Genomic DNA, 20,657 nt, shown 5'->3' with positions numbered 1-20,657 from the left:
GTGGAAACCTCCTTCCGTTTTAGTGCGCCTGAAAGACTGATTTGGCGAGACTGCCGGTTTTGAACAGCGTAAAACATAGCAGTACGGTGTAGCCCACGCAGCTCCAGATTGCCATGATGATGTCATCTTCCAGAGCGATGTTCTGCACCAGCACAGCATAAATTGCCACGCAGACGATAATGAGAAACGCCTGAAAGCCCAGTGCCAGCAGGGATCGGAGGTAATTCTGTCCCATACCGCCCCATTCTTTGCCCATCATTGCAGCCATTGGAACGGGAGCCACCGAAGTTACAAGGTAGATCTCGATCATACGGCCATAAATAACGATAAAGATACAGATATACAACGCCCACATGGTAATGCCAATAAAGAGGGATTGGAACCACAGTCCGAACAGCGGTCCCAAATCCATTTCCATCAGCCTCGGTTCCAGATCGGTCATAACTGAGGAAATGTCAATGGACGCATCCGAATTGATAATCCCTGCCGCCTGCGCCACCACGCTCTGCGCCATATCAAAGACGCCCATCACGATATTCCATGTGTTTGTGACAATGAGGATGGCGGCAGCTGATTTGAACATCCACTTGAAAATCATCCAGGTATCCACATCATGCAGGTTGTTCTTGTCTGCAATCATCTGGATCAGGTCTACGGTCATCACGATAGCCAGGATCACACCTGCAATCGGCACCATGATGGAGTTGGACAGATTCTCAATCATATTGAAAATACTGCCATTCCATCCCTGTGGGGTCTGTCCTACCTGTACGGATATATCCGCGACCTGTTGGTTTACACTGTCAAACATCCCCGAAAGGTTGCTCATAATACCGCCCACCAGCATTTCTTTCAGCCAATTCGTCAGGGCTTCAAGTAAGAAATCCATACGGTGTCAACCTCCTTTCCGCCGCCCCCGCAGAGCTGCGGGAGCGGCAAGGATTTCATGCAGGAACGCTTAGACAGAGAACAGCCCGGAGAGCAGAGGTACAAGAACCATGCCGACTACGGCTACACCGGCGCCGGCCATGAGCTGCTTCATGCCCTGAGATTTGGCGCCAGGGTTGTCGTTGCCGTAACCTTCCAACAGGTTGATGACACCCCAGATACCAAGACCAGCGCCCAGAGCGATAACGAGAGTCTGAAGAACGGTAATTGCCTGTTCAAAAAATGCCATAAATAATATTAGCCGGAATCATTTGAATGATTAGTTAGGTTTGTTTCATAAGCGCACAAAAGCCGGAACAATCTGCCCTCTATCTATGAGAGCCTGATTCCGGCTGTCCTCCTTTTTCATTATTTTGTTGATGATTGCCCGCTTTGTACGCCAATGGCCTCAACAGAGGCAGTTGCGGCAAATAGATACGATCACTCCTTTCTCAGCGGAACCGTATTACACGCCCTCCGTGTCTACTTCATATACATCGCAGACCTCATCAGGCTTGAGTTTTAGTCTGGCAGACAAAAATGCTTCAATATCAAAGGTATTTCGCTTGTCTGCATCAGCTGTGTATTTGAAATTAGGGTGTCTGGTAATGTCATACTTGTCTGAAAGAAACGGACGCACACCGCGCAACTGCAAGATGCACTTGCCGCCATCCATAACTGCCAGCTCGTCCTGGCTCATCAGCTCTTTTCCCAATTTCTGATAGTTAAGCGAGTGGGAGGTCTCCCGTCCCCGGCTCTCTCCGGTGTTGTAAGTGTCTATGGTCTCCTTTCCCAGAACAGCCGCCAGCTCTTTCAGCGTTGTTGGCTCTTTGCCACCCAGGAAGATGGAAGTATCCATATTGCCGATGATGGTATCGGCATTATCTTTGTAAATTGCCTTGAGCTGGCTCTGTGCCTGCAACACCAGACAGGCAGAGATTTCACGGCTTCGGATGGTGGCCACCAGCTTTTCCAGCTTCGGAATCTGCCCGATGTTGGCACACTCATCAATCAGACAGCGCACATGAACTGGAAGCCTGCCGCCATACACATCGTCGGCCTTTTCACAAAGCAGGTTGAATAACTGGGTGTAGCACATGGAAATGAGAAAGTTAAAACTGTCATCCGTATCACTCATAATGAGGAACAGAGCCGTTTTTCTGTCTCCCAGCGTATCCAGTTCCAACTCATCGTAGGATGTAACCTCGCGCAGCTCCGCAATATCAAATACGGCCAGACGCGCACCGCAGGAAATCAAAATCGACTTAGCGGTTTTTCCGGCTGCCAGCTTATATTTCTTATACTGCCGCACTGCGAAGTGGTTTGGCTTTTCCGATTCCAGTGCATCAAACATCAGGTCTACGGGGTTTTTGAATTCCTCGTCATCCTCACGGACTTCCATGGCGTTGATGAACTCGATGAGGGTGGAGAAGTTTTGCTCCTCCACCGGAGCTTCATAGTGGATATATCCAATCAACGCGCAATACAGCAATGTTTCCGCTTTTACCCAGAAATCGTCTCCGGCCTTGCCTTCGCCTTTGGTATTGGCGATCAGCGTTGTTACCAGCTTCAAAATATCCTTTTCGCTGTGAATATACGCAAAGGGATTATAATGCATGGATTTTTTGAAGTTGATGGTATTTAGGACCTTGATTCGGTACGGCTCATAAATGACCTTGCCGTGCTTATCCTTCATGGGCTTTCCGTCCTTCCCCAGCTTGGGCGCACCCCTTTGGAGCATTTTTCCGCACTCCACCAAAATGGTTCCCTTCGGGTCCGTCACAACATAGGAGCTGTGCATCTGCATCAGGTTGGGTTTCAGCCAGAATCGGGTCTTACCGGAACCGGAGCCGCCAATCACCAGTACATTTTTGTTTCTGGCAGTCTTGGGGTCCTTGGGGCGGCTGTTCATGGTCAGGCTCTCCGTTTTCGTCAGAATCACATTGTTCTGAAATACAGGATCAACGTAAGGTGCAATATCCTCACGGGTTCCCCAGCGGGCCGAACCATATTCCAAACCATGTCGATATTTCTTGGCGTTCTTGCTTTTAAGATACACCGCCAGCCTCAGACCAACACCGCAGCACAGCCCTACTAACAAGTCCAATGGATGCAGGCTTGGCCAGAAACTTTGCAACGCCCCAGGCAGAACCGCAACCAGCGAAAGAAACTTTTCTGAAGCATCCGCCCCTTGTGCCATTCGCCATGCCTCTCCAAAATTGGTAGCAAACAGCCCCAGCAGGATATACGGCATATTCAGCAAAATGAGCTTTTTGATGTCCAATGTCTTTTTCATCGTTCCAGCTCCTTTCGCTTGGTGCGATCCACCACAGCATTTTTAACCATCTCTTTGAACTGGTTAAGTTTTGCCAGTACGGACGGGCGCTCTGTTTTCGTTGCCTTTTTGACCTTTTTGTTGGTGTACTCTGTAAAAGCTGCTGTCAGAGCATCTGCATCACGGCCTTTGAAAAAAATCAGGTACTTTGGCGGAGAACTGCTGCGGTCCTTTTTCACCGCATAATCCACACCATATTTCCGGGCGATTTTCTCAAACTCCTTGATAGAGGGGTCTGTGATCTCAATGTTGGATATTCCCTGATTCTGCCCGACAAGCTGCTTCACAGTCTGTTTTCCATGCGGAACAACCGGCGCATCACGGCTTCTCTGTTTTTCCAGCTTCTTTTCCTTGCGATGTGCCATGTACTTGCTTATGGCAGCCTTAAACATTCTGCCGGTAAACTTTGTTCCACTGACAACCAGCGTCAAAGTTCTGTTTTCCACTTCTTCCTGCATTTTCTCGCCTCCTTTCCACGAAGTTTGCAGGGAATCTCTTTTTTTGCTAAGGCGGAACCACCAGCCGCCGCAGAAGATAACGCTTCATATCACCCTCCTTAGCGTAACTGGTCAGAACGGTCATAGTGCAGATTGCCCTGACGTACCTTTGCGTGGCTCAAAATCTTAATCTGCCCCTTTTCCTGACTATCCAGTGCTTTTTCATAACCAGTATCCGACAGGAACAGGCGGGTTCGTTCGCCTTTCCAGCCAACAGGGGAATCGTTCGTCAGCACATCAAAAATAATCATGTGCCGGGTGTCCTCCGCAAAACGCTGGAGATCCATATATCCATGACCGTGATAATTCTGCGCTCCTGCCTTTGCCCGCATTTCTTCCATCAGCTGCCCTATGGTCTTTCCCTCAGACATCATGCTTGCTCCTTTCTCCCGGCAGTTCCGGGCAATAAAAAAGCGACCATTTACCAGCCGCCATACAGATCGTGATTTACTTGTGAGGTGTAATGATTGCTTATCGTGGTCGGTGCATTGAACAGAACGGTCAGAAGATACTGCTTCATGTTGCGAATTTCCGTGGTGTTCTTCTGTAAACAGTCCATGACAAACTCAATGTGCGAGTTATCCAGCTTCAAGAACCTGGAACGAACGATTTCATGCGGAAAATCACTTCCTGCAATACGGGTGGTCTTTCGCTTTGCACAGACCGTTTCCACGATTAGCTCCACAATCTCATCCAAATCCTCCCGATAAGTTTCATACTGCTGACACAGGTATTCATACCCGATATTCTCCTGAATCAATTCCCGATAACTCTCTATCTCTGTGAGTGACATCGCATCCCTTCCTTTCCGTTCCGGCAGACAATCTGCCGCGCAATCCCGGAAGGGAATGGAATCGGTACTTGATCCATAAATATTTTGTTTTTGAGTATTAGATTTCTCTATATTTAATTCTGCGGGCTTTTCCGTATCCGGTTTATCCATATACGGGTTTTCCGTATCTGGTGAATCCGTATCCGGTTTTCTAAGCTGTGGCTGCTCGTATATGACATACTCTGTATCGCTGATGCGTCCCTGCCGGTCACGCAGCTTGTGCCGCACAATGTAACCGGCAGCCTCCAATTCCCGCAACGCAGCGCCTATGGCATCCACGCCCTCCTTACAGATCTTTGCAAGACCACGGGTGGTGTAATTCCAGTCCTCTGGCAAAGATAACATCATGGAAAGCAGTCCCTTGGCTTTTAACGACAGGTTTGCATTTCGTAAATGATGATTGCTCATCACAGTATAATCACGGGTCCGTTCAATGCGAAAAACGGCCATCGACCTCACTCCTTCCGAATTTTGGGTACAAAAAAACCGCAATCCTCATTCCAAAGAATTGCGGTGTTCAACACTTTTCAAATTTTCTTGCATAGAACCAAAACAGCGGCTTTCGAGGACGCGCCTCTGTAAATGGCTCCTCCTGGGCGAAAGGAAGTGTTTGCATCACTCGGTCAATATCCGTTGATTCCATGTCATGCTGAGATTTGCAATCTTCCCGGATTGCTTCTTGAATTTCCTTTACCGTACACATAGTCATTCCTTTCCTTTCGTTGTATGGGTTTATGAGCGGCGGCGTTTTCCCGGTTTGAAATCGAGGATATGTCCCTCAATCACACGAGCGTAACGCTTGATCTTAATCTCCCGACGCTGCTGGCTTTGCAGGGCAGCCTGATACCCGTCCTCGGTCAAAAACAGCCGCATTTCCTCTCCGGGGCTGCCGTAAGCTGTGCTGGGACGCAGGACGGAAAACTCAATCATCCAGCGTGTGTTATCCCAAAACCTCTCCACGGCGAGAATGTTGTGTCCTTTCAGCTCACGGGCTGAAATATCCATCATAGGCGGCTCCTTTCATCGTTCCTGGTCTCTCTGACGCTTTTTCTGCCATGCCTCCAGCAGCTTGATGATGGTTTCCTGCATCCGCTGGGGCGTATAGCTTTTAGGAAAATACTTCCGCAAGGTGTCAGAGGTAAATGTCACTCGGTCCAGATCGCTTTTCTTTTCCTCACCCATGATGACACGCATCATATCGAGGGTCAGATGCCCCTCCTGACTGTATTTTTTGAGCCGCTGGGCTTGAGAAAGAGAAGGGGTAGCCTGTTCGCTGTCCATTGCATCCAGCAAATCTCTCTGTTCCTCTTTTTTGAGGAAGGACAGCTCATAAGCAGGATTTAAGGCAATTTTCTTTTCATCCACCATGTCCAGCAGTTCGGGAATCAGTTCGGTCAGACGGATAAATCTTTTAATCTGTGATTTGCTATCTGGACTGTTCTCCGCGATTTTTTCTGCCGCAGTCAACTTCGGCCCAACTTGGGCCGAGGTTAAATCCGTCCTGGCTCCTTGGTGCTTAATGGCATCCAGTTTCATCTTATAGGCAAAGGCCCTTTCACTGGGAAGCAGGCTTTCTCGTTGCAGATTGCTGTCAACCATAATGATCGTGGCGGCATCATCATCCAAATCCCGAACAATGACCGGCATGGTCTCCTTGTCTGCCAGCTCACTGGCTCTGTGCCGCCTGTGTCCGGCTACCAGCTCATAACCGCCCTCCGGGTCCGGTCGAGCAATCGCCGGAACCAGAACGCCATACTGCTTGATACTGTCAGCGGTCTCCATCATGGCTTCGTCATCCTTGACTTTGAATGGGTGGTTCTTAAAGGGATGCAGTTCAGACAGCGGAATCTCCTGAATCTTTTCCAGCTTTGCATCCTGACGGCCTTCTTCGGTGGAGAACAGATCATCTACCGAGGCCAGCTCTATTTTTTTCGCGCTGCTTTTCAAGTTTCAACACCTCCTTCGTCAGATTTCGATACCCCTCTGCCACCTTGCCGCCAGGGTCATGGGCGAAAATACTTTTTCCCTCTGCGCTGATTTCCTTTGCACGGACAGAGTGTGGAATCTCCGTTCCAAAGATTTTGATTTTACTTCCATAGGTGTCCCGCAGCAAAGCAGCAATCTCTTTTGCAAAGTTGGTGCGGTTATCCACCATCGTCAGCAGGATACCGTCAATCTGGAGCTTTGGATTGATCTGCCGTTTCACCTTACTGACCGTAGATAGAAGCTGTTCCAGTCCTTTGGCGGGCAGATACTCTGCCTGCACGGGAATTATGATCCTGTTCGCAGCCGCCAGCGCATTGACCGTAAGCATCCCCAACGAGGGCTGACAGTCAATCAGGATATGGGAATATTGTCCCTTCAGTGTGTCCAGATATTGCCGTAAAACCGTTTCACGGCTCATGGCGTTTACCAGAGAAACCTCCATACCGGAAAGCTGAATATCCGCAGGCATCAGGTCAACGCCTTCTGCATGATGCAGAATACCTTCTCCGGGGCGTATAGGCTGATCCATCAGAATTTTGCCCATTGCATCCGACAGTGTAAATGGCAGCTTGTCTGGTTGCGGATTTCCCAAGCTGATTGTCAGGCTTCCTTGCGGGTCCCCGTCGATCAGAAGCACTTTCTTTCCGGCCTGTGCCAGACCTATTCCCAAGTTCGCACAGGTTGTTGTTTTGCCAACGCCGCCTTTCTGGTTGGCGATGGCGATGATTTGTGTGTTCATGACTTCACCTCATTTCTGATTGTTGCTGTTGTTTCTGGAAATAGAAAAAGCCGCCACTTCAAAATTAACAGTGAAGTGACGGCTCTTTCTATCGCCGGAATACGAGTTCCTGAAATGAAAAAAGCACCCAGCATTTATACTGTGTGCTACATCAAATTCATATTCAATTATTCAAATTAGCTCAAACTATGCCAAACTGCCACAGCCAAAAAACGAGGGGAAGGAGGGCTGAAAAGCACCCCAAAAATCGGCTCTCGGTTAACCACTTTGGGAACCACTTCCCCCTCTTTTTGCCCTCTTTTTAGCCAGTTAACCACTTGCGGACCACTAAAAATTGGATGAAATCGGCTCTCGTTTTGCCAAATTTGGTCAAACCATATCAGCCCGTTTAGATATAGCAAAAGCCCGGAAAACCTTGATTTTCCGGGCTTTTTGAACCATTTTGATATAGTCTGAGCAGTCGATTATCGCTTGCTGAACTGCGGAGCACGACGAGCTGCCTTTAAACCGTATTTCTTACGCTCTTTCATTCGTGGATCACGTGTTAAGAATCCAGCTTTCTTAAGAACTGGTCTGTAATCACCGTCTACTGTAAGTAATGCGCGGGAGATACCATGTCTGATTGCTCCTGCCTGTCCTGTGTATCCGCCACCTTTAACGTTTACTAAAACATCAAATTTATCAGATGTCTCTGTAGCTACTAATGGCTGACGAACGATAACTTTTAATGTATCTAATCCGAAATATTCGTCGATATCTCTTTTATTGATTGTGATTTTACCTGTACCTGGTACTAAATATACTCTGGCAACAGATGATTTTCTTCTTCCGGTTCCGTAATTCTTTGTATTAGCCAATGTCCTTTACCTCCTAATTAGAATGTTAAAACTTCTGGTTTCTGAGCAGCATGTTTGTGATCAGGTCCAGCGTATACAAATAATTTTGTGTACATCTGTCTTCCTAAAGGTCCTTTTGGAAGCATGCCTTTTACAGCGTACTCGATAACTCTTTCAGGATGTTTTGCTAACATTTCTTTTAATGTAGTCTCTTTCATTCCACCTACATAATCGGAGTGGTTGTAATATACTTTCTGAAGTAATTTCTTACCTGTAACTTTAACTTTCTCTGCATTTACAACGATCACATAATCACCTGTATCGATGTGTGGTGTAAAGATTGGTTTATTTTTTCCTCTTAATACTTTAGCAACTTCAGATGCTAAACGTCCTAATGTCATACCTTCAGCGTCAACTACGTACCATTTTCTATCAATGGTAGCTGGGCTAGCCATAAAAGTTTTCATTGATTTTCCTCCTAGAAATAATGTTATGAAATGTTTCCACCATGTGAATGTCCAGGACACATCGCTTCTTCATTAAATAAATTGTTTATAGTTTAAATGTCTCACCGGGGCTTTTGGTTCGACATTAATTCACTATCACAGACTTATGTATTATATTACACGAATCCTTGCGTGTCAAGAAAATATTTCTATTTTTCCGGGCGATTTTTTAAGTTATCCACAGGATCTGACCATTCTTTCCGTCCTGTCAACATTTTCTCTCCTGCACAGATTTTAGATCATATACAAACTTTACGTCTGTTCCTGTAAAGCGTATTTTTCACTCTCCATACTCAATCCCCATCATCGTCAGTCCATGCGCCGGAGCCGTTGGTCCGGCAGCTGTGCGGTCTTTCTTCCCAAGGATCTGTGGTATCTCATCCGGCGCCATCTCGCCGCCGCCGACACGGATCAGCGTTCCTGCGATAATACGCACCATATTATATAAAAATCCGTTTCCGGTCACTCGGATGGTAATAATGTCATTCCCGTCTTTCTCCACCTCACAGGAATAAATCGTGCGCGTCGTTGTTTTGACCTGTGCCCCAACTGCACAAAAGCTCTTGAAATCATGCTCTCCCACAAGATACGATGCCGCCTGCTTCATTTTGTCCACATCCAGTTTGTGATGATAAAAATAAGTGTCCAGTCTGCGGTTCGGCATACGGAAAGTACGGTTTAAAATGCGGTACTCGTATGTTTTCCGGCTGACCTGATATCTCGGATGCCAGTCGGACGGAACTTCGCACGAATCCTGCACGACAATATCCTCCGGCAGCCTCTGATTTAATGCAAATGAAATTTTATCTGCCGGCATTCTTGTCTCCGTATCGAAAATAGCTACATTTCCCATGGAATGCACCCCGGAGTCCGTCCGGCTTGCACCGGTCACTGTGATTTCTTCCCCCAGCAGCTTTGACAGGTTTTCATTTAGTACCTGCTCAATGGTGATTCCGTTTGGCTGTACCTGCCAACCGCAGTAATTCGTTCCGTCATAGGCTACGATCAGTTTTACTCGCTTCATCCAATTTCCCTTTTCTTCATCTACACCTCATCAGACATTTTTCGTATATCCAGTCACTTTACATTGGCCAAGGCAAAAATGTACGGCACAATAAGATCACGATAAAATACGCAAAGATAATTGCATAAGCCTTATGATCCAACGCCACATATTTCAACGGTTTCATCTTGGTACGTCCCTCACCGCCATTGTAGCAGCGCGCTTCCATTGCCATCGCAAGATCGTCTGCACGACGGAATGCAGAGACAAAAAGCGGTACAAGAAGCGGTACCATGTTCTTTACTTTATGGATCAGATTTCCGCTCTCAAAATCTGCCCCACGCGCCATCTGTGCTTTCATGATTTTGTCTGTCTCCTCGATCAGGATTGGGATAAAACGCAGTGCAATAGACATCATCATAGCGATAGCATGCACCGGAATACCGATTTTGCTCAGTGGCATGAGTGACTTTTCCAGACCATCTGTCAACTGATTTGGTGTTGTCGTTAAAGTCATGATCGAAGTTCCCAGAATCAGGTATGTCAGTCGGATTGCCATCAACACTGCATTCTGCGCGCCTTCTGCTGTGATCTTAAAAATCCACAGCTGCACGATCGGTTCGCCCGGTGTCAGAAACAGGTTGAATAATGCTGTGATAAGCATTAAAACCATGATTGCCTTCAATCCTTTTACCATGAACTTAAACGGCACCTTTGATGTTTTGATCACTGCAAACAGAAATGCCGTAGCTGCAAGCAGCGCGGCAATTCCCTTAAAGCAGAACAGCGATATAATATAAATTAATGTTGCAAATAATTTTACTCTTGGGTCCAGTTTATGAATGACAGAATCTGCCGGATAATACTGGCCTAACGTAATATCTCTTAACATAAGTTCTCCTCTTCCAGATTGGAACCCCTGTGATTCGGTTCCCTTCCAAGTAAAACTTCCAGTAAGCTCTCCCTTGCCTCCGCAACGGTTGTAGCCTCCGTATTTACATTCAGTCCTTTTTCTTTCAGTTCATGCATCAGATAGGTTACCTGCGGAGCTGCAAGCCCGATCTGTTCCAGTTCTTTGTAATGTTTGAACACTTCACACGGAGTATTGTCAAACATCACCTGCCCATGGTTCATCACGATGATACGTTCCACGTATTTTGCGACATCTTCCATGCTGTGGGAAACAAGGATGACCGTAATTCCTTTTTCCTTATGCATTCTTGCGACGAGATCTAAGATTTCATCTCTTCCTGCCGGATCCAAACCGGCGGTCGGCTCGTCCAGAATCAGCACTTCCGGTTTCATTGCAAGTACGCCTGCGATTGCAACTCTTCTTTTCTGTCCACCGGAAAGGTCAAATGGCGACTGATAGTAAAGTTCCTCCGGCAGCCCTACGCTTCTCAATGCTTCAAATGCGCGCAGTCCTGCTTCTTCCTTGGACAATCCCTGATTTTTCGGTCCAAAAGACACATCATCGAAAATGGTTGTCTCAAATAACTGATGCTCAGGGTACTGAAATACAAGTCCAACACGGTTACGAAGTTCTCTCAGGTCAAAATCCTCGTCATAAATATCCTGACCATTAAAATAAATCGTTCCGGAAGTTGCCTTCACCAGACCGTTCAGATGCTGGATCAAAGTTGATTTTCCGGAACCGGTATGTCCGATCACACCGATAAACTGTCCATCCCTGATCTCTAAGTTTACATCCTTAAGCGCCTGGATCTGGTAAGCAGTTCCCTCGCTGTATACGTAATTTATCTTATCTAAAATGAGTGACATGGCACCCTCCATTATTTCTTTTCCACTCAGGAAATCCTTCCCTGCGGTATTCCACACTGTCTGCTTACGTCTATCCCGCGATTTTCATAATCGCGTCCACAAGTTCTTCTCTGGTCAAAACCCCCAATGGAATGTCAAGTCCTGACTGACGGAGCAGATCTGCTAACAATGTGATCTGCGGAACATCCAGTCCATGCTCTTTTAATGTTCCCACCTGTGAAAAAATTTCACGCGGTGTTCCCTGCATGACAACATGTCCTTTATCCATAACATAAACGTAATCTGCGTCCACTACCTCTTCCATATAATGTGTGATAAGCAGAATCGTCACTCCTTTTTTCTGGTTCAGTTCATGCGCTGCGTGCAGTACTTCTTTCCGTCCATTCGGATCCAGCATGGCAGTCGGTTCATCTAACACGATGCATTTGGGTTCCATTGCCATAACACCCGCGATCGCCACACGCTGTTTCTGTCCACCGGAGAGTTTGTTCGGGGAATGGTGTCTGTACTGTAACATTCCAACTGATTTTAAACTTTCTTCCACTCTCTGCCAGATCTCATCCGTCGGAACTCCGATATTTTCCGGTCCGAATCCGACATCTTCTTCTACTACGCTGGCTATGATCTGATTATCCGGGTTCTGAAATACCATCCCGGCTGTTTTCCGCACTGGCAGAATATTTTCTTCCTGCGTCACATCTTTTCCGTCTACCCAGAGACTTCCCTCCGTCGGAGCAAGTAACGCATTGATATGTTTTGCCAACGTAGACTTTCCAGAACCGTTATGACCTAAAATAGCAATAAACTGCCCCGGCTGCACATCAAGGTCGATATGATCTAATGCTGTCTGGATGGATTCCACATTGCCTTCTTCGTCCCGGCGGATATATTCATGAACGAGCTGTTTTGCTTTGATGATTCCCATCCGTCTAATCCTCCCACTTTAATCGGTGAAGCTGTCCCTCTAACTTCATATGGTCAAAATGATTCTGTCTGAGAGCTTCATACAAAACAATCGCAACAGAATTGGAAAGGTTCAGCGATCTTGTCTCCCCGATCATTGGAATCCGTACACAGGTATCCGGGTTCGCTTTTAAAATTTCTTCCGGGATTCCGGCACTTTCTTTTCCAAACATGATGAAGCAGTCCGGTTCATAGGACACGTCCGAATACACATGTCTTCCCTTTGTGGTTGCCATATAAATCTTCTCATTTGGATTTTTTTCACAGAAATCATCCCAGTTTACATAAGTTGTAACATCCAGATCTTTCCAGTAATCCATGCCTGCCCTTTTTAACGCTTTTTCATCCAGTCGGAAACCAAGCGGTTCGATCAGATGAAGTTTTGTTCCTGTCGCAACACAGGTTCTTCCGATATTTCCTGTATTTGCCGGTATTTCCGGTTCATATAATACAATATTTAACTCTGCCACTAATTTTTCTCCTCACGCAGTTCTTGAATGAAAATCTCCATGCGATCCAATGCCTTCTTTAAATCTTCCAGAGAATATGCATAAGAAATACGAAGATATCCCTCGCCGCAGTCACCAAATGCGGTTCCCGGTACAACTGCCACTTTCTGCGAATTCAACAGTTTTGTTGCAAATTCTTCCGATGTCATGCCAAATTCCTTAATACATGGAAAAACATAGAATGCCCCGAACGGTTCAAAACAGGATAATCCCATTTCCTGAAAGCGGTGCATCAGATAACGGCGTCTTCCATTATATTCCTCACGCATCTTCGCAACATCTTCATCTCCGTTCCGAAGCGCTTCAACTGCCGCATACTGACTCGTCGTCGGTGCGCACATGATCGCAAACTGATGAATCTTTAACATCTGCTTAATGATCACTTCCGGTCCACATGCATAACCTAATCTCCATCCGGTCATCGCATAGGATTTGGAAAATCCATTGATCAAAATGGTACGTTCTTTCATTCCCGGAAGTGATGCAATGGTAACATGGTTATCACCTGTATAAGTCAGCTCTGAATAGATTTCATCGCTCAGCACAAACAGGTCATATTTTTTTACGACCTCGGCTATTTTTTCCAGATCTTCCTTCTCCATAATCGCTCCGGTTGGATTGTTTGGAAATGGAAGCACTAATAATTTTGTCTTTGGTGTGATAGCCGCCTCTAATTCTTCCGGTGTCAGGCGGAACTGATTTTCCGCTTTTAATTCAATGATCACCGGTGTTCCATTGGCAAGCACACAGCATGGAAGATAGGACACATAACTCGGCTGTGGAATCAGAACCTCATCTCCCGGATCAAGCATGGCACGCATCGCAATATCAATTGCCTCACTGCCTCCTACAGTCACCATAATCTCATTGTTGTAGTCATAAGATACACCAAAACGTCTTTTCAGATATTTATCAATTTCAATTTTTAATTCTTTCAGTCCTGCATTGGAAGTATAAAAAGTTCTTCCCTTTTCCAGCGAATAGATACCCTCGTCACGGATATGCCATGGTGTGTCAAAATCAGGTTCACCAACACCAAGCGAGATAGCATCTTTCATCTCATGAACAATATCAAAAAACTTACGGATACCGGATGGCTGGATCGTTGTGATTGTTTTGCTTAACGGATTCCTCATATTACATCTCTATCCTTTCGTCTTTTGCCTGTTCTGCCATAACGGTTCCATGATCTTTATATTTCTTTAAAATAAAGTTTGTCTTAGTGCTCAAAACAGAATCCAATGGGGATAACTTATCAGAAACAAACTGTGAAACTTCACGAAGTGTTTTTCCTTCGATCGTTACCATGAAATCAAATCCTCCGGAGATCAGATACACAGAATTTACTTCCGGATAGTTGTAGATACGCTCAGCCACTTTGTCAAATCCCATGCCGCGCTGTGGAGTAACACGAACCTCGATCAATGCTGTCACTTTTTCAATTCCGGCTTTGTCCCAGTCAATTAATGTGTGATAACCGCAGATGATGTGTTCCTCTTCCATCTTCTGAAGTTCATTGACAACAGATGCCTCATCCACACCTAAAACAATTGCGAGTTCTTTTAAATCAATTCTACTGTTTTTCTCTATAAATGTTAAAATTTTTTCACGCATAACCCAAATTCCTTTCTTTCCCTCTACATAATAATATTTTACCGGATCGGATCCTGTTTTTTACGTCTGCAGTAATTATCTTCCGATCACTTTATATAACTCATCCGTCTTTGGCGGCTCTAAAAATCTTCGTTCATCCTCATTCAGCAGAACGCGGTCATTTCCTACGGTAGCTTTTCCGATGATTGTCGCTTTGATCCCTGCTTTTTCCAGTTCGCGCACCAGATGATTTCCATCCTGTGCCGCCATCAGCATACATCCGCTGGAGATCAAAAGATAAGGATTCACTCCGAAAAATTCACAAACCTCTACTGTTTCCTGACGAATTGGTATCTTCTTTAAGTCGATTTCAAGTCCGACGCCAGATGCTTCTGCCATTTCCCACAGAGCTCCGAAAATTCCGCCCTCTGTCACGTCATGCATTGCACTAACGCCAGACGTCACGGCGACTGCGGCCTCAGACTGTACAGAAATATATGCATCCAACGCTTTTGCATGCTCAATAAAAGGAACTGCAAAATGCGTTTTTAATTCTTCTTCTTTTTCTTTTGCAATAATGGAAGTACCTTCAATTCCAATCCATTTGCTGACTAAAATATCCATGCCCGGTCTTGCACCTGCAGTGGAGATCAGATGTCCTTTTTTCACTTTTCCGACTCCACAGACACTGATGACCGGCTGGTTTACCACTCTTGTAACCTCGGTATGTCCGCCCATGACCTGCACATTTGCTTTTGCGCAGGCTTCCTCCACCTGCTTCATCATCAGGCACAGATCCTGTTCGCAGACAGAAGTTGGCAAAAGTACCGTAAGAAGTACTCCGACTGGTTCCGCCCCTGCACTCGCAAGATCATTCACCGTGATCTGGATTGCAAGCGTTCCGATATCCTTCGCTGTTCCCGTGATCGGATCAGTCGACATCACAAGTGTCTCATCCTCCGCAAGCTGCACTGCTGCACAGTCCTCGCCAACTCCGGCTCCCAAAACCACTTCCGGTCTCATCGTATGAATTTGTTTAAAAACAGAACGTTTCAGCACGTTCTCCGGTACTTTTCCAACTTTCATAATCTTTTATCTACTGTCCTTCTGTTGTTGTATTTCCTGTAATCTGGCTCTCATCCACGGTTCCAAGGATCGCTGCTGCTTCCGCAGAGCTGTCCGCCGGTGCCTCCGCCGGAGCTTCTGACGGTGTCTGTCCTGCTCCGCTATACTGGGCGACCGTTGCATAAATTGTCGCCTCATCCCCGGTTGCCAATGCTGCATTGACCGCTGCCACTGCATTCGGATCTGCAGATGCAGTTCCTACATTCACGATCTTAGGAGATGATTTGTAAGTGCTCTTATTAATTGCATCTCTGCTCTGCTCCACGCCGTCGACTGTTACGATTTTCCACAGTCTTGCCACATATCCCATATGTTTGCCCTGGGTTGTCGAGATAGAACCGATTGCATCTCCGGTTGCCACAAACTGTGTGCCGGGATCTTCCTCCGATACGACCTCACTCTCATATGTCACTTTGCGGTTTGAAGGTCTGGTCTCCTGTCCGTATATGTTAAAATAAATGTCTTTTCCAACCGTATACCCCTCGATATAAATCGGTGCATCCAGATTATTGACAAATTTTAAATCCTTGTAATCTCCTGCAATTGCAGCATCCATAGATGGTTTTACATAGGTTACGATCATGGAATGGTTTGAGCGCTGTGTCACCTCAAGTTCCGCCTTTAACACTGCGTTGTATAACGTTGTTGACACCTGACATACACCGCCGCCATAAGACTGCACGGTCTGTCCATTCTCGTAAGCACCTGCAAGTTCATAACCGCCCGCTGCCGTCAACGGTCCGATCGTCTGTCCAACAGAGAACTCCTCTCCCGGATATAATACGGTTCCATTGATCTTGCCTGCTGCCACACTGATATTAGCACATCTTCCGGCAGATGAAGTACTGTAATTGGTCGTGTAACTGCCAAGCAGATCTTTTACCTTTGCCAGTTCTTCCTTCGTACCTTCCGGCTCCACAACTTCTGCCACAAGGTCAATCGAGGCATCTGTGCCATCCCAGTTGTTTTTTAAGTAATCTTCGATCGTCATCAGGGATTTTTCCACATTTACTTCAACGCCGGAACTTCCCTCAATAAACTGAAACTGCCCATTCTCACGGATCAGTCCGTTGTCAACTGCTTCATTGTTCAGTTTTTCTGCTTTTGCAGTCAATACTTTCCTTGCTGCTGTCTCATTTAATCCTAATGGAAGTTCAAATACTTTACTTCCATGTTCCAGATCTTTTTTATCTTTATATCGTTTGATCAAATTGCCATTTCGTCCAACCGCAAGTGCTTCCTGCACTGCATTGGTATTCTGAAATGTGATGCCAAGCTCCTGTGCACTCACTTCCACACTTTTTCCATTGGCATTCAGTGTCAAAACAGCATCATCCACGCTCTGTGCATATGCACTGATGGCATCCCCAGCTTCTTCCTCTGTCATGCCGCCGACATAGACATTTCCGATATAAACGCCATCTGCAATTTTATGATCCTCTGCTGTCTCTGCCTTTGTGACTGCCCTGTTTCCTGCAAAACCGATACACAATGCAGTCAACGTAAACAGTGGAATCCATTTCATCCATTTTTTTGAAATATTATTCATAGCTGATCTCTTTCTCTTTTCTTCACACCGCAGTGCAAGCCCGACAAATCACAGATTTTCGGGCTGACGGGCATTCGCCCTATCATTCATGCTCACTTTTGCCTACGCGTACATTTTACCCCATTATTCGGCTGATTTTCAAGGTGCATAACCACGAATATGATTGACTGCCCCCTGGAATTTTAGTATATTTTACATGAAAGCGGCAAGCACGGTTGTAATAAGCATTGTAGCAACTACAATAATCACAATTGCAGCCATTAATTTTTGATTTTTTTTCTTACCAAAATTATACATAGAACTACCTCTTTCTATTCTTGAATTTATACAAAAGAAAGGACAATACAACATGGCATTTCCATTCTTAGGACTCTTTATTATCTTTCTTTCGGTTGCTGCCTATTATCGCAAGCGTGCGACTGCCCAGCAAAAGAAAGTGACGGAAGATTTCTGGAGCCGTGAAGATCAGGCGAACCAGATCCGCCGCAAGGATATCAGCAATCTTCCCTATATTACCATACCCTTGGAAAAATTTCCAATAGGTATCTCTGATGATGAAGAATTAACGGATTACGAAAACGATCTGAAAAATCTTGCCTCAAGAAAAATTTTAAATCTGAGCCATCAGAGCAATACGGACTTAAAGCTTGCCTATGGTCCTGCGAATCTTCCTGTTTTGTCAGAATATGACCAGAATTATACCACCCTTTTACGGAATCTTGTCGCCTATGCAGACTGCCTGATCAAAAACGGATTTGAAGCAGAAGCCGTTCCGGTTCTGGAATTCGGCATCTCCATTGATTCTGACATCCGCGCCAATTATACGCTCCTCGCAGAACTTTACAGGGAACAGGGAAATGCGTCCAAAATCCAGGAACTGATCAATAAGGCATCCTCACTTGATTCTATGATGAGATCTGCCATCTTAGAGCAGCTGCACACTTTACAGAATGCCTGATTTTACAGGGATGGTTCTTTTTTCATTTTTCCATATTGTGCAATAAGCTGATCGGTAAGCCTTGAGATTTCACTGCGCGACGCATCTTCATAAATTTCCGGCATTGGAATTCCGTGAAATTCCACAAACTGTTTCAGATATTTGATCTGTTGTGGTGTCGCCGGGGACTGTTTTTTCACTTTATATTGCAACGGATATGGTCGAAACGCCCCCGTTGCTCCTGCCTCATACATTTTTTGCATTTGTTCAAAAATCTGCTGCGTTTCCATCACATCATCCAGTGCACGGTGTGCATGAACACGCTCGATCCCAAAATAGCTGCACAGACTTGCAAGGTCTTTTTTCTGTTCCTGTGGCAGAAATTTTCTTGCCAGTTTTAATGTATCTACTGCATTCCGCTCAAAAGTACGCTTGTGATTCACCGCCCACTGCTTCAAAAAACTGTAGTCAAAAATCACATTCTGTCCCACCAGAATATCCTCTCCGATGAAATCAAAAAATGCTGCAAGCGTTGCATCCGTCTCTTTTCCCTGCGCAGCCATCTCATTTGTAATGCCTGTAAGTGAAACTACCTTTTCCGGCAGCTTGCGTTTTGGATTGATGATCTCCGAAAAAGTAGCCGTCACGACATTTCCTCGCACCCTTGCAGCTCCAGCCTCCAGAATACGGTCTGTCTTTGCGTTCAGCCCTGTCATTTCCAGATCGATCACCACGTAATCAGTTAACATAACTTCGCCTTTCCGACATTTTCTGCCCCCTCAGTCATGCTGGCTGCCGCCACCTCTGTCACATGCGCCTGATGATCCAACGGATCACGTTTTTCATAGTCAAACAGCATATAAACCGGTTGTTTCAGGCGCGTCGGAATTTCATTCAGTGCTTTTTTACTCTTTTCCGGGAAACGGTAATGGAATGGTTCCACATGAGATTTCACACCGTTTTTGCAGTAATATCTCGTCTGCTCCTTAAACTCTGCCGGTGACGGTGCCCAGAACGGTCTGCTCTTACAGTTTTCACGGTAGTAAAGATCAAATGTCAGACTCTCTTCGAGCATTTGCAGTACCGCATCCTCGCTCTTTTGCTCCCGCATAAACTCCAGTAATATCTCTGCTCTGCGGATTCTTGAATGGCTCATGCCGAAATATCCTTTTTCCTCATAAAAAACACCAAGCTCCTGAAACATTGCAAAGGCACTGTCAAACAATGGTTCCATCACTTTCATCGTAATTTCAAACTGTCCGCTGTTGTAATAGACCTCCAGCATCTCTTCTACCTGTTTAATTTTCAACACATCGTCAAAACTAAGCCACTTCGTTTTCATCACTTCATACGGTGTTTTCGCATGGTAAACAGTCTCGTATTCTGCCGCATGCTCGTACATGTAAGAGCCCTTCAACACTTTTAAAAATCCAAGCTGTAACTGGTTCGGCTTCAGTGCATAAATTTCATCAAACGATTTTGCAAAAGTTGCGTAGTCCTCATAAGGAAGCCCTGCGATCAGATCGAGATGTTCGTGGATATTTTCACCGCCCTGGATTTTCCGGACAATATCCTTTAAAAGTTCCAGTTTCATTGTCCGGTGAATTTCCCGGATGGTTATCTCATTCGTGGACTGTACGCCAATCTCCAACTGGATCAGTCCCGGGCGCATATCATGGATCAGCGCCAGTTCCTCCTCATTTAAAAGATCGGCAGAAATCTCAAAATGGAAGTTGGTAATCCCATTGTCGTGTTCTTTTACGAATCGCCAGATTTCCATGGCATGATCGTGTCTGCAGTTAAAAGTACGATCTACAAACTTCACCTGTGGTACTTTTTTCTCGATAAAAAATGCCAGTTCCTTTTTCACCAGTTCAATATCCCGGAAACGCAGTTTTTTGTCTATGGATGACAGGCAGTAACTGCAGTTAAACGGACAGCCACGGCTTGATTCATAGTAAATAATGCGGTTTTCAAAATTTTCAATGTGATCGTAGCAAAACGGAATATCTGACATATTCATCGGTTCCTGTGCCGGTGTGAAAACAGTCTTTCCACTGTCCTGATCCCGAAACGCAATTCCCCTGATTTCCTCCAGAGAGCCTGTTTGGTTTACATAATATTTACACAGTTGTTGAAATGTACGTTCACCCTCTCCGATCATCACACCTGTCACTTGTGGATGTTCCGCTAAAAAAGTTTCCACCTCATAGGAAACTTCCGGGCCACCTACCCAGATTGGTACTTCCGGGCACAGCTTATGATACTCTGTGATCAGCTCCTCCACATAATCCATATTCCAGATATAGCAGGAAAAACACAGCACATCCGGTTTTGCTTTATAAATCTGTTCTAAAATATAATCTACCCTGTTATTAATCGTATACTCACCAATCACAATCTGATCCTGATAGTCTTTGGCATAGGCTCTTAAACTGTAAACCGCCAGATTGGAATGGATATATTTTGCGTTGATCGCTGTTAAAAATATTTTCATGTTCTGTCTCTTTCTGTAAAATGATTATGCTCATTATAAGA

Annotated in this window: 24 protein-coding genes; 1 reads left to right on the top strand and 23 read right to left on the bottom strand. The window is 45.6% G+C overall.

Annotated elements, in window-relative coordinates:
- Positions 1-19 precede the first annotated feature (19 nt).
- The 21 genes from ROSEINA2194_RS10605 to ROSEINA2194_RS10505 all read right to left on the bottom strand — a co-directional run bounded on the left by ROSEINA2194_RS10605 (position 20) and on the right by ROSEINA2194_RS10505 (position 17,182).
- Entirely contained in the window at positions 20-889 is an 870-nt protein-coding gene (locus ROSEINA2194_RS10605; protein WP_007886621.1) for a VirB6/TrbL-like conjugal transfer protein, CD1112 family, read from the bottom strand.
- 69 nt (positions 890-958) lie between these two features.
- Complete coding sequence (locus ROSEINA2194_RS10600; RefSeq protein WP_003525154.1) at positions 959-1,177, bottom strand: Maff2 family mobile element protein; 219 nt, start codon at positions 1,175-1,177, stop codon at positions 959-961.
- Positions 1,178-1,393: 216 nt separating this feature from the next.
- Entirely contained in the window at positions 1,394-3,223 is a 1,830-nt protein-coding gene (locus tag ROSEINA2194_RS10595; protein WP_007886616.1) for a VirD4-like conjugal transfer protein, CD1115 family, read from the bottom strand.
- Entirely contained in the window at positions 3,220-3,720 is a 501-nt protein-coding gene (locus ROSEINA2194_RS10590; RefSeq protein ID WP_007886614.1) for a PcfB family protein, read from the bottom strand. The genes ROSEINA2194_RS10595 and ROSEINA2194_RS10590 overlap by 4 nt, the downstream gene beginning before the upstream one ends.
- Positions 3,721-3,818: 98 nt before the next feature.
- A complete protein-coding gene (locus ROSEINA2194_RS10585) occupies positions 3,819-4,130 on the bottom strand; it encodes a DUF5720 family protein (protein ID WP_008728385.1) in 312 nt (103 codons plus the stop codon).
- A gap of 50 nt (positions 4,131-4,180) precedes the next feature.
- Positions 4,181-5,041: a DUF6017 domain-containing protein gene (locus ROSEINA2194_RS10580; RefSeq protein ID WP_007886611.1), complete on the bottom strand. Its 861-nt coding sequence runs from the start codon at positions 5,039-5,041 to the stop codon at positions 4,181-4,183.
- A gap of 67 nt (positions 5,042-5,108) precedes the next feature.
- Positions 5,109-5,300, bottom strand: coding sequence for a hypothetical protein (locus ROSEINA2194_RS10575; protein ID WP_007886609.1), 192 nt, complete (start codon positions 5,298-5,300; stop codon positions 5,109-5,111).
- Between the two features lie 23 nt (positions 5,301-5,323).
- On the bottom strand, positions 5,324-5,599 hold the full coding sequence (locus tag ROSEINA2194_RS10570) for a DUF5720 family protein (RefSeq protein WP_005335947.1): 276 nt from the start codon (positions 5,597-5,599) through the stop codon (positions 5,324-5,326).
- Positions 5,600-5,611: 12 nt separating this feature from the next.
- The gene (locus tag ROSEINA2194_RS10565) at positions 5,612-6,538 is read right to left on the bottom strand and encodes a ParB/RepB/Spo0J family partition protein (protein ID WP_007886608.1); all 927 of its coding nucleotides are present in this window, start codon (positions 6,536-6,538) and stop codon (positions 5,612-5,614) included.
- A complete protein-coding gene (locus ROSEINA2194_RS10560) occupies positions 6,495-7,316 on the bottom strand; it encodes a ParA family protein (RefSeq protein ID WP_007886607.1) in 822 nt (273 codons plus the stop codon). Before ROSEINA2194_RS10560 ends, ROSEINA2194_RS10565 begins: the two co-directional genes overlap by 44 nt.
- A gap of 464 nt (positions 7,317-7,780) precedes the next feature.
- Positions 7,781-8,173 (bottom strand): 30S ribosomal protein S9, encoded by a 393-nt coding sequence (rpsI, locus tag ROSEINA2194_RS10555; RefSeq protein ID WP_007886606.1) that lies wholly within the window; start codon positions 8,171-8,173, stop codon positions 7,781-7,783.
- 17 nt (positions 8,174-8,190) lie between these two features.
- A complete protein-coding gene (gene rplM, locus ROSEINA2194_RS10550) occupies positions 8,191-8,619 on the bottom strand; it encodes a 50S ribosomal protein L13 (protein WP_007886605.1) in 429 nt (142 codons plus the stop codon).
- A gap of 319 nt (positions 8,620-8,938) precedes the next feature.
- Positions 8,939-9,682 carry a tRNA pseudouridine(38-40) synthase TruA gene (truA, locus tag ROSEINA2194_RS10545; RefSeq protein WP_007886578.1) on the bottom strand — a complete coding sequence of 248 codons (744 nt, stop codon included), beginning with the start codon at positions 9,680-9,682 and terminating at the stop codon, positions 8,939-8,941.
- 58 nt (positions 9,683-9,740) lie between these two features.
- Positions 9,741-10,553 carry an energy-coupling factor transporter transmembrane component T family protein gene (locus ROSEINA2194_RS10540; RefSeq protein ID WP_007886577.1) on the bottom strand — a complete coding sequence of 271 codons (813 nt, stop codon included), beginning with the start codon at positions 10,551-10,553 and terminating at the stop codon, positions 9,741-9,743.
- Positions 10,547-11,443, bottom strand: coding sequence for an energy-coupling factor transporter ATPase (locus tag ROSEINA2194_RS10535; RefSeq protein WP_044927666.1), 897 nt, complete (start codon positions 11,441-11,443; stop codon positions 10,547-10,549). The genes ROSEINA2194_RS10540 and ROSEINA2194_RS10535 overlap by 7 nt, the downstream gene beginning before the upstream one ends.
- Positions 11,444-11,513: 70 nt before the next feature.
- Entirely contained in the window at positions 11,514-12,368 is an 855-nt protein-coding gene (locus tag ROSEINA2194_RS10530; protein WP_007886574.1) for an energy-coupling factor transporter ATPase, read from the bottom strand.
- 4 nt (positions 12,369-12,372) lie between these two features.
- Positions 12,373-12,876, bottom strand: coding sequence for a tRNA (cytidine(34)-2'-O)-methyltransferase (locus ROSEINA2194_RS10525; protein ID WP_007886573.1), 504 nt, complete (start codon positions 12,874-12,876; stop codon positions 12,373-12,375).
- Positions 12,876-14,051, bottom strand: coding sequence for an aminotransferase class I/II-fold pyridoxal phosphate-dependent enzyme (locus ROSEINA2194_RS10520; protein ID WP_007886570.1), 1,176 nt, complete (start codon positions 14,049-14,051; stop codon positions 12,876-12,878). The genes ROSEINA2194_RS10525 and ROSEINA2194_RS10520 overlap by 1 nt, the downstream gene beginning before the upstream one ends.
- 1 nt (position 14,052) lies before the next feature.
- A complete protein-coding gene (locus ROSEINA2194_RS10515) occupies positions 14,053-14,529 on the bottom strand; it encodes an Lrp/AsnC family transcriptional regulator (protein WP_007886568.1) in 477 nt (158 codons plus the stop codon).
- A 75-nt stretch (positions 14,530-14,604) separates the two neighbouring features.
- On the bottom strand, positions 14,605-15,594 hold the full coding sequence (locus ROSEINA2194_RS10510) for an AIR synthase family protein (protein WP_007886566.1): 990 nt from the start codon (positions 15,592-15,594) through the stop codon (positions 14,605-14,607).
- Positions 15,595-15,604: 10 nt separating this feature from the next.
- On the bottom strand, positions 15,605-17,182 hold the full coding sequence (locus ROSEINA2194_RS10505) for a VanW family protein (RefSeq protein ID WP_007886564.1): 1,578 nt from the start codon (positions 17,180-17,182) through the stop codon (positions 15,605-15,607).
- Positions 17,183-17,531: 349 nt separating this feature from the next.
- Between ROSEINA2194_RS10505 and ROSEINA2194_RS10500 the strand changes: the two genes are divergently transcribed.
- The gene (locus tag ROSEINA2194_RS10500; RefSeq protein ID WP_007886563.1) at positions 17,532-18,140 is read left to right on the top strand and encodes a hypothetical protein; all 609 of its coding nucleotides are present in this window, start codon (positions 17,532-17,534) and stop codon (positions 18,138-18,140) included.
- Between the two features lie 2 nt (positions 18,141-18,142).
- Here ROSEINA2194_RS10500 and ROSEINA2194_RS10495 read toward each other — a convergent pair whose 3' ends face one another.
- The gene (locus ROSEINA2194_RS10495; protein ID WP_007886548.1) at positions 18,143-18,868 is read right to left on the bottom strand and encodes a 3'-5' exonuclease; all 726 of its coding nucleotides are present in this window, start codon (positions 18,866-18,868) and stop codon (positions 18,143-18,145) included.
- Positions 18,862-20,616 (bottom strand): B12-binding domain-containing radical SAM protein, encoded by a 1,755-nt coding sequence (locus tag ROSEINA2194_RS10490; RefSeq protein ID WP_007886546.1) that lies wholly within the window; start codon positions 20,614-20,616, stop codon positions 18,862-18,864. Before ROSEINA2194_RS10490 ends, ROSEINA2194_RS10495 begins: the two co-directional genes overlap by 7 nt.
- Between the last annotated feature and the right edge of the window lie 41 nt (positions 20,617-20,657).

Origin of the sequence: Roseburia inulinivorans DSM 16841, assembly GCF_000174195.1 — a bacterium.
Classification (GTDB): domain Bacteria; phylum Bacillota; class Clostridia; order Lachnospirales; family Lachnospiraceae; genus Roseburia; species Roseburia inulinivorans.
This window is presented reverse-complemented; position numbering and strand designations above follow the sequence as displayed.

Bases quoted from the DNA above. Each gene is read 5' to 3' on its own strand.
- ROSEINA2194_RS10590 (WP_007886614.1), bottom strand. From the start codon at position 3,720: ATGCAGGAAGAAGTGGAAAACAGAACTTTGACGCTGGTTGTCAGTGGA.
- ROSEINA2194_RS10580 (WP_007886611.1), bottom strand. From the start codon at position 5,041: ATGGCCGTTTTTCGCATTGAACGGACCCGTGATTATACTGTGATGAGC.
- ROSEINA2194_RS10530 (WP_007886574.1), bottom strand. From the start codon at position 12,368: ATGGGAATCATCAAAGCAAAACAGCTCGTTCATGAATATATCCGCCGG.
- ROSEINA2194_RS10540 (WP_007886577.1), bottom strand. From the start codon at position 10,553: ATGTTAAGAGATATTACGTTAGGCCAGTATTATCCGGCAGATTCTGTC.
- ROSEINA2194_RS10595 (WP_007886616.1), bottom strand. From the start codon at position 3,223: ATGAAAAAGACATTGGACATCAAAAAGCTCATTTTGCTGAATATGCCG.
- ROSEINA2194_RS10505 (WP_007886564.1), bottom strand. From the start codon at position 17,182: ATGAATAATATTTCAAAAAAATGGATGAAATGGATTCCACTGTTTACG.
- ROSEINA2194_RS10560 (WP_007886607.1), bottom strand. From the start codon at position 7,316: ATGAACACACAAATCATCGCCATCGCCAACCAGAAAGGCGGCGTTGGC.
- ROSEINA2194_RS10515 (WP_007886568.1), bottom strand. From the start codon at position 14,529: ATGCGTGAAAAAATTTTAACATTTATAGAGAAAAACAGTAGAATTGAT.
- ROSEINA2194_RS10535 (WP_044927666.1), bottom strand. From the start codon at position 11,443: ATGTCACTCATTTTAGATAAGATAAATTACGTATACAGCGAGGGAACT.
- truA (WP_007886578.1), bottom strand. From the start codon at position 9,682: ATGAAGCGAGTAAAACTGATCGTAGCCTATGACGGAACGAATTACTGC.
- ROSEINA2194_RS10490 (WP_007886546.1), bottom strand. From the start codon at position 20,616: ATGAAAATATTTTTAACAGCGATCAACGCAAAATATATCCATTCCAAT.
- ROSEINA2194_RS10605 (WP_007886621.1), bottom strand. From the start codon at position 889: ATGGATTTCTTACTTGAAGCCCTGACGAATTGGCTGAAAGAAATGCTG.
- rplM (WP_007886605.1), bottom strand. From the start codon at position 8,619: ATGAAAACTTTTATGGCTAGCCCAGCTACCATTGATAGAAAATGGTAC.
- ROSEINA2194_RS10570 (WP_005335947.1), bottom strand. From the start codon at position 5,599: ATGATGGATATTTCAGCCCGTGAGCTGAAAGGACACAACATTCTCGCC.
- ROSEINA2194_RS10510 (WP_007886566.1), bottom strand. From the start codon at position 15,594: ATGAAAGTTGGAAAAGTACCGGAGAACGTGCTGAAACGTTCTGTTTTT.
- ROSEINA2194_RS10600 (WP_003525154.1), bottom strand. From the start codon at position 1,177: ATGGCATTTTTTGAACAGGCAATTACCGTTCTTCAGACTCTCGTTATC.
- ROSEINA2194_RS10575 (WP_007886609.1), bottom strand. From the start codon at position 5,300: ATGACTATGTGTACGGTAAAGGAAATTCAAGAAGCAATCCGGGAAGAT.
- ROSEINA2194_RS10500 (WP_007886563.1), top strand. From the start codon at position 17,532: ATGGCATTTCCATTCTTAGGACTCTTTATTATCTTTCTTTCGGTTGCT.
- ROSEINA2194_RS10585 (WP_008728385.1), bottom strand. From the start codon at position 4,130: ATGTCTGAGGGAAAGACCATAGGGCAGCTGATGGAAGAAATGCGGGCA.
- ROSEINA2194_RS10520 (WP_007886570.1), bottom strand. From the start codon at position 14,051: ATGAGGAATCCGTTAAGCAAAACAATCACAACGATCCAGCCATCCGGT.
- ROSEINA2194_RS10495 (WP_007886548.1), bottom strand. From the start codon at position 18,868: ATGTTAACTGATTACGTGGTGATCGATCTGGAAATGACAGGGCTGAAC.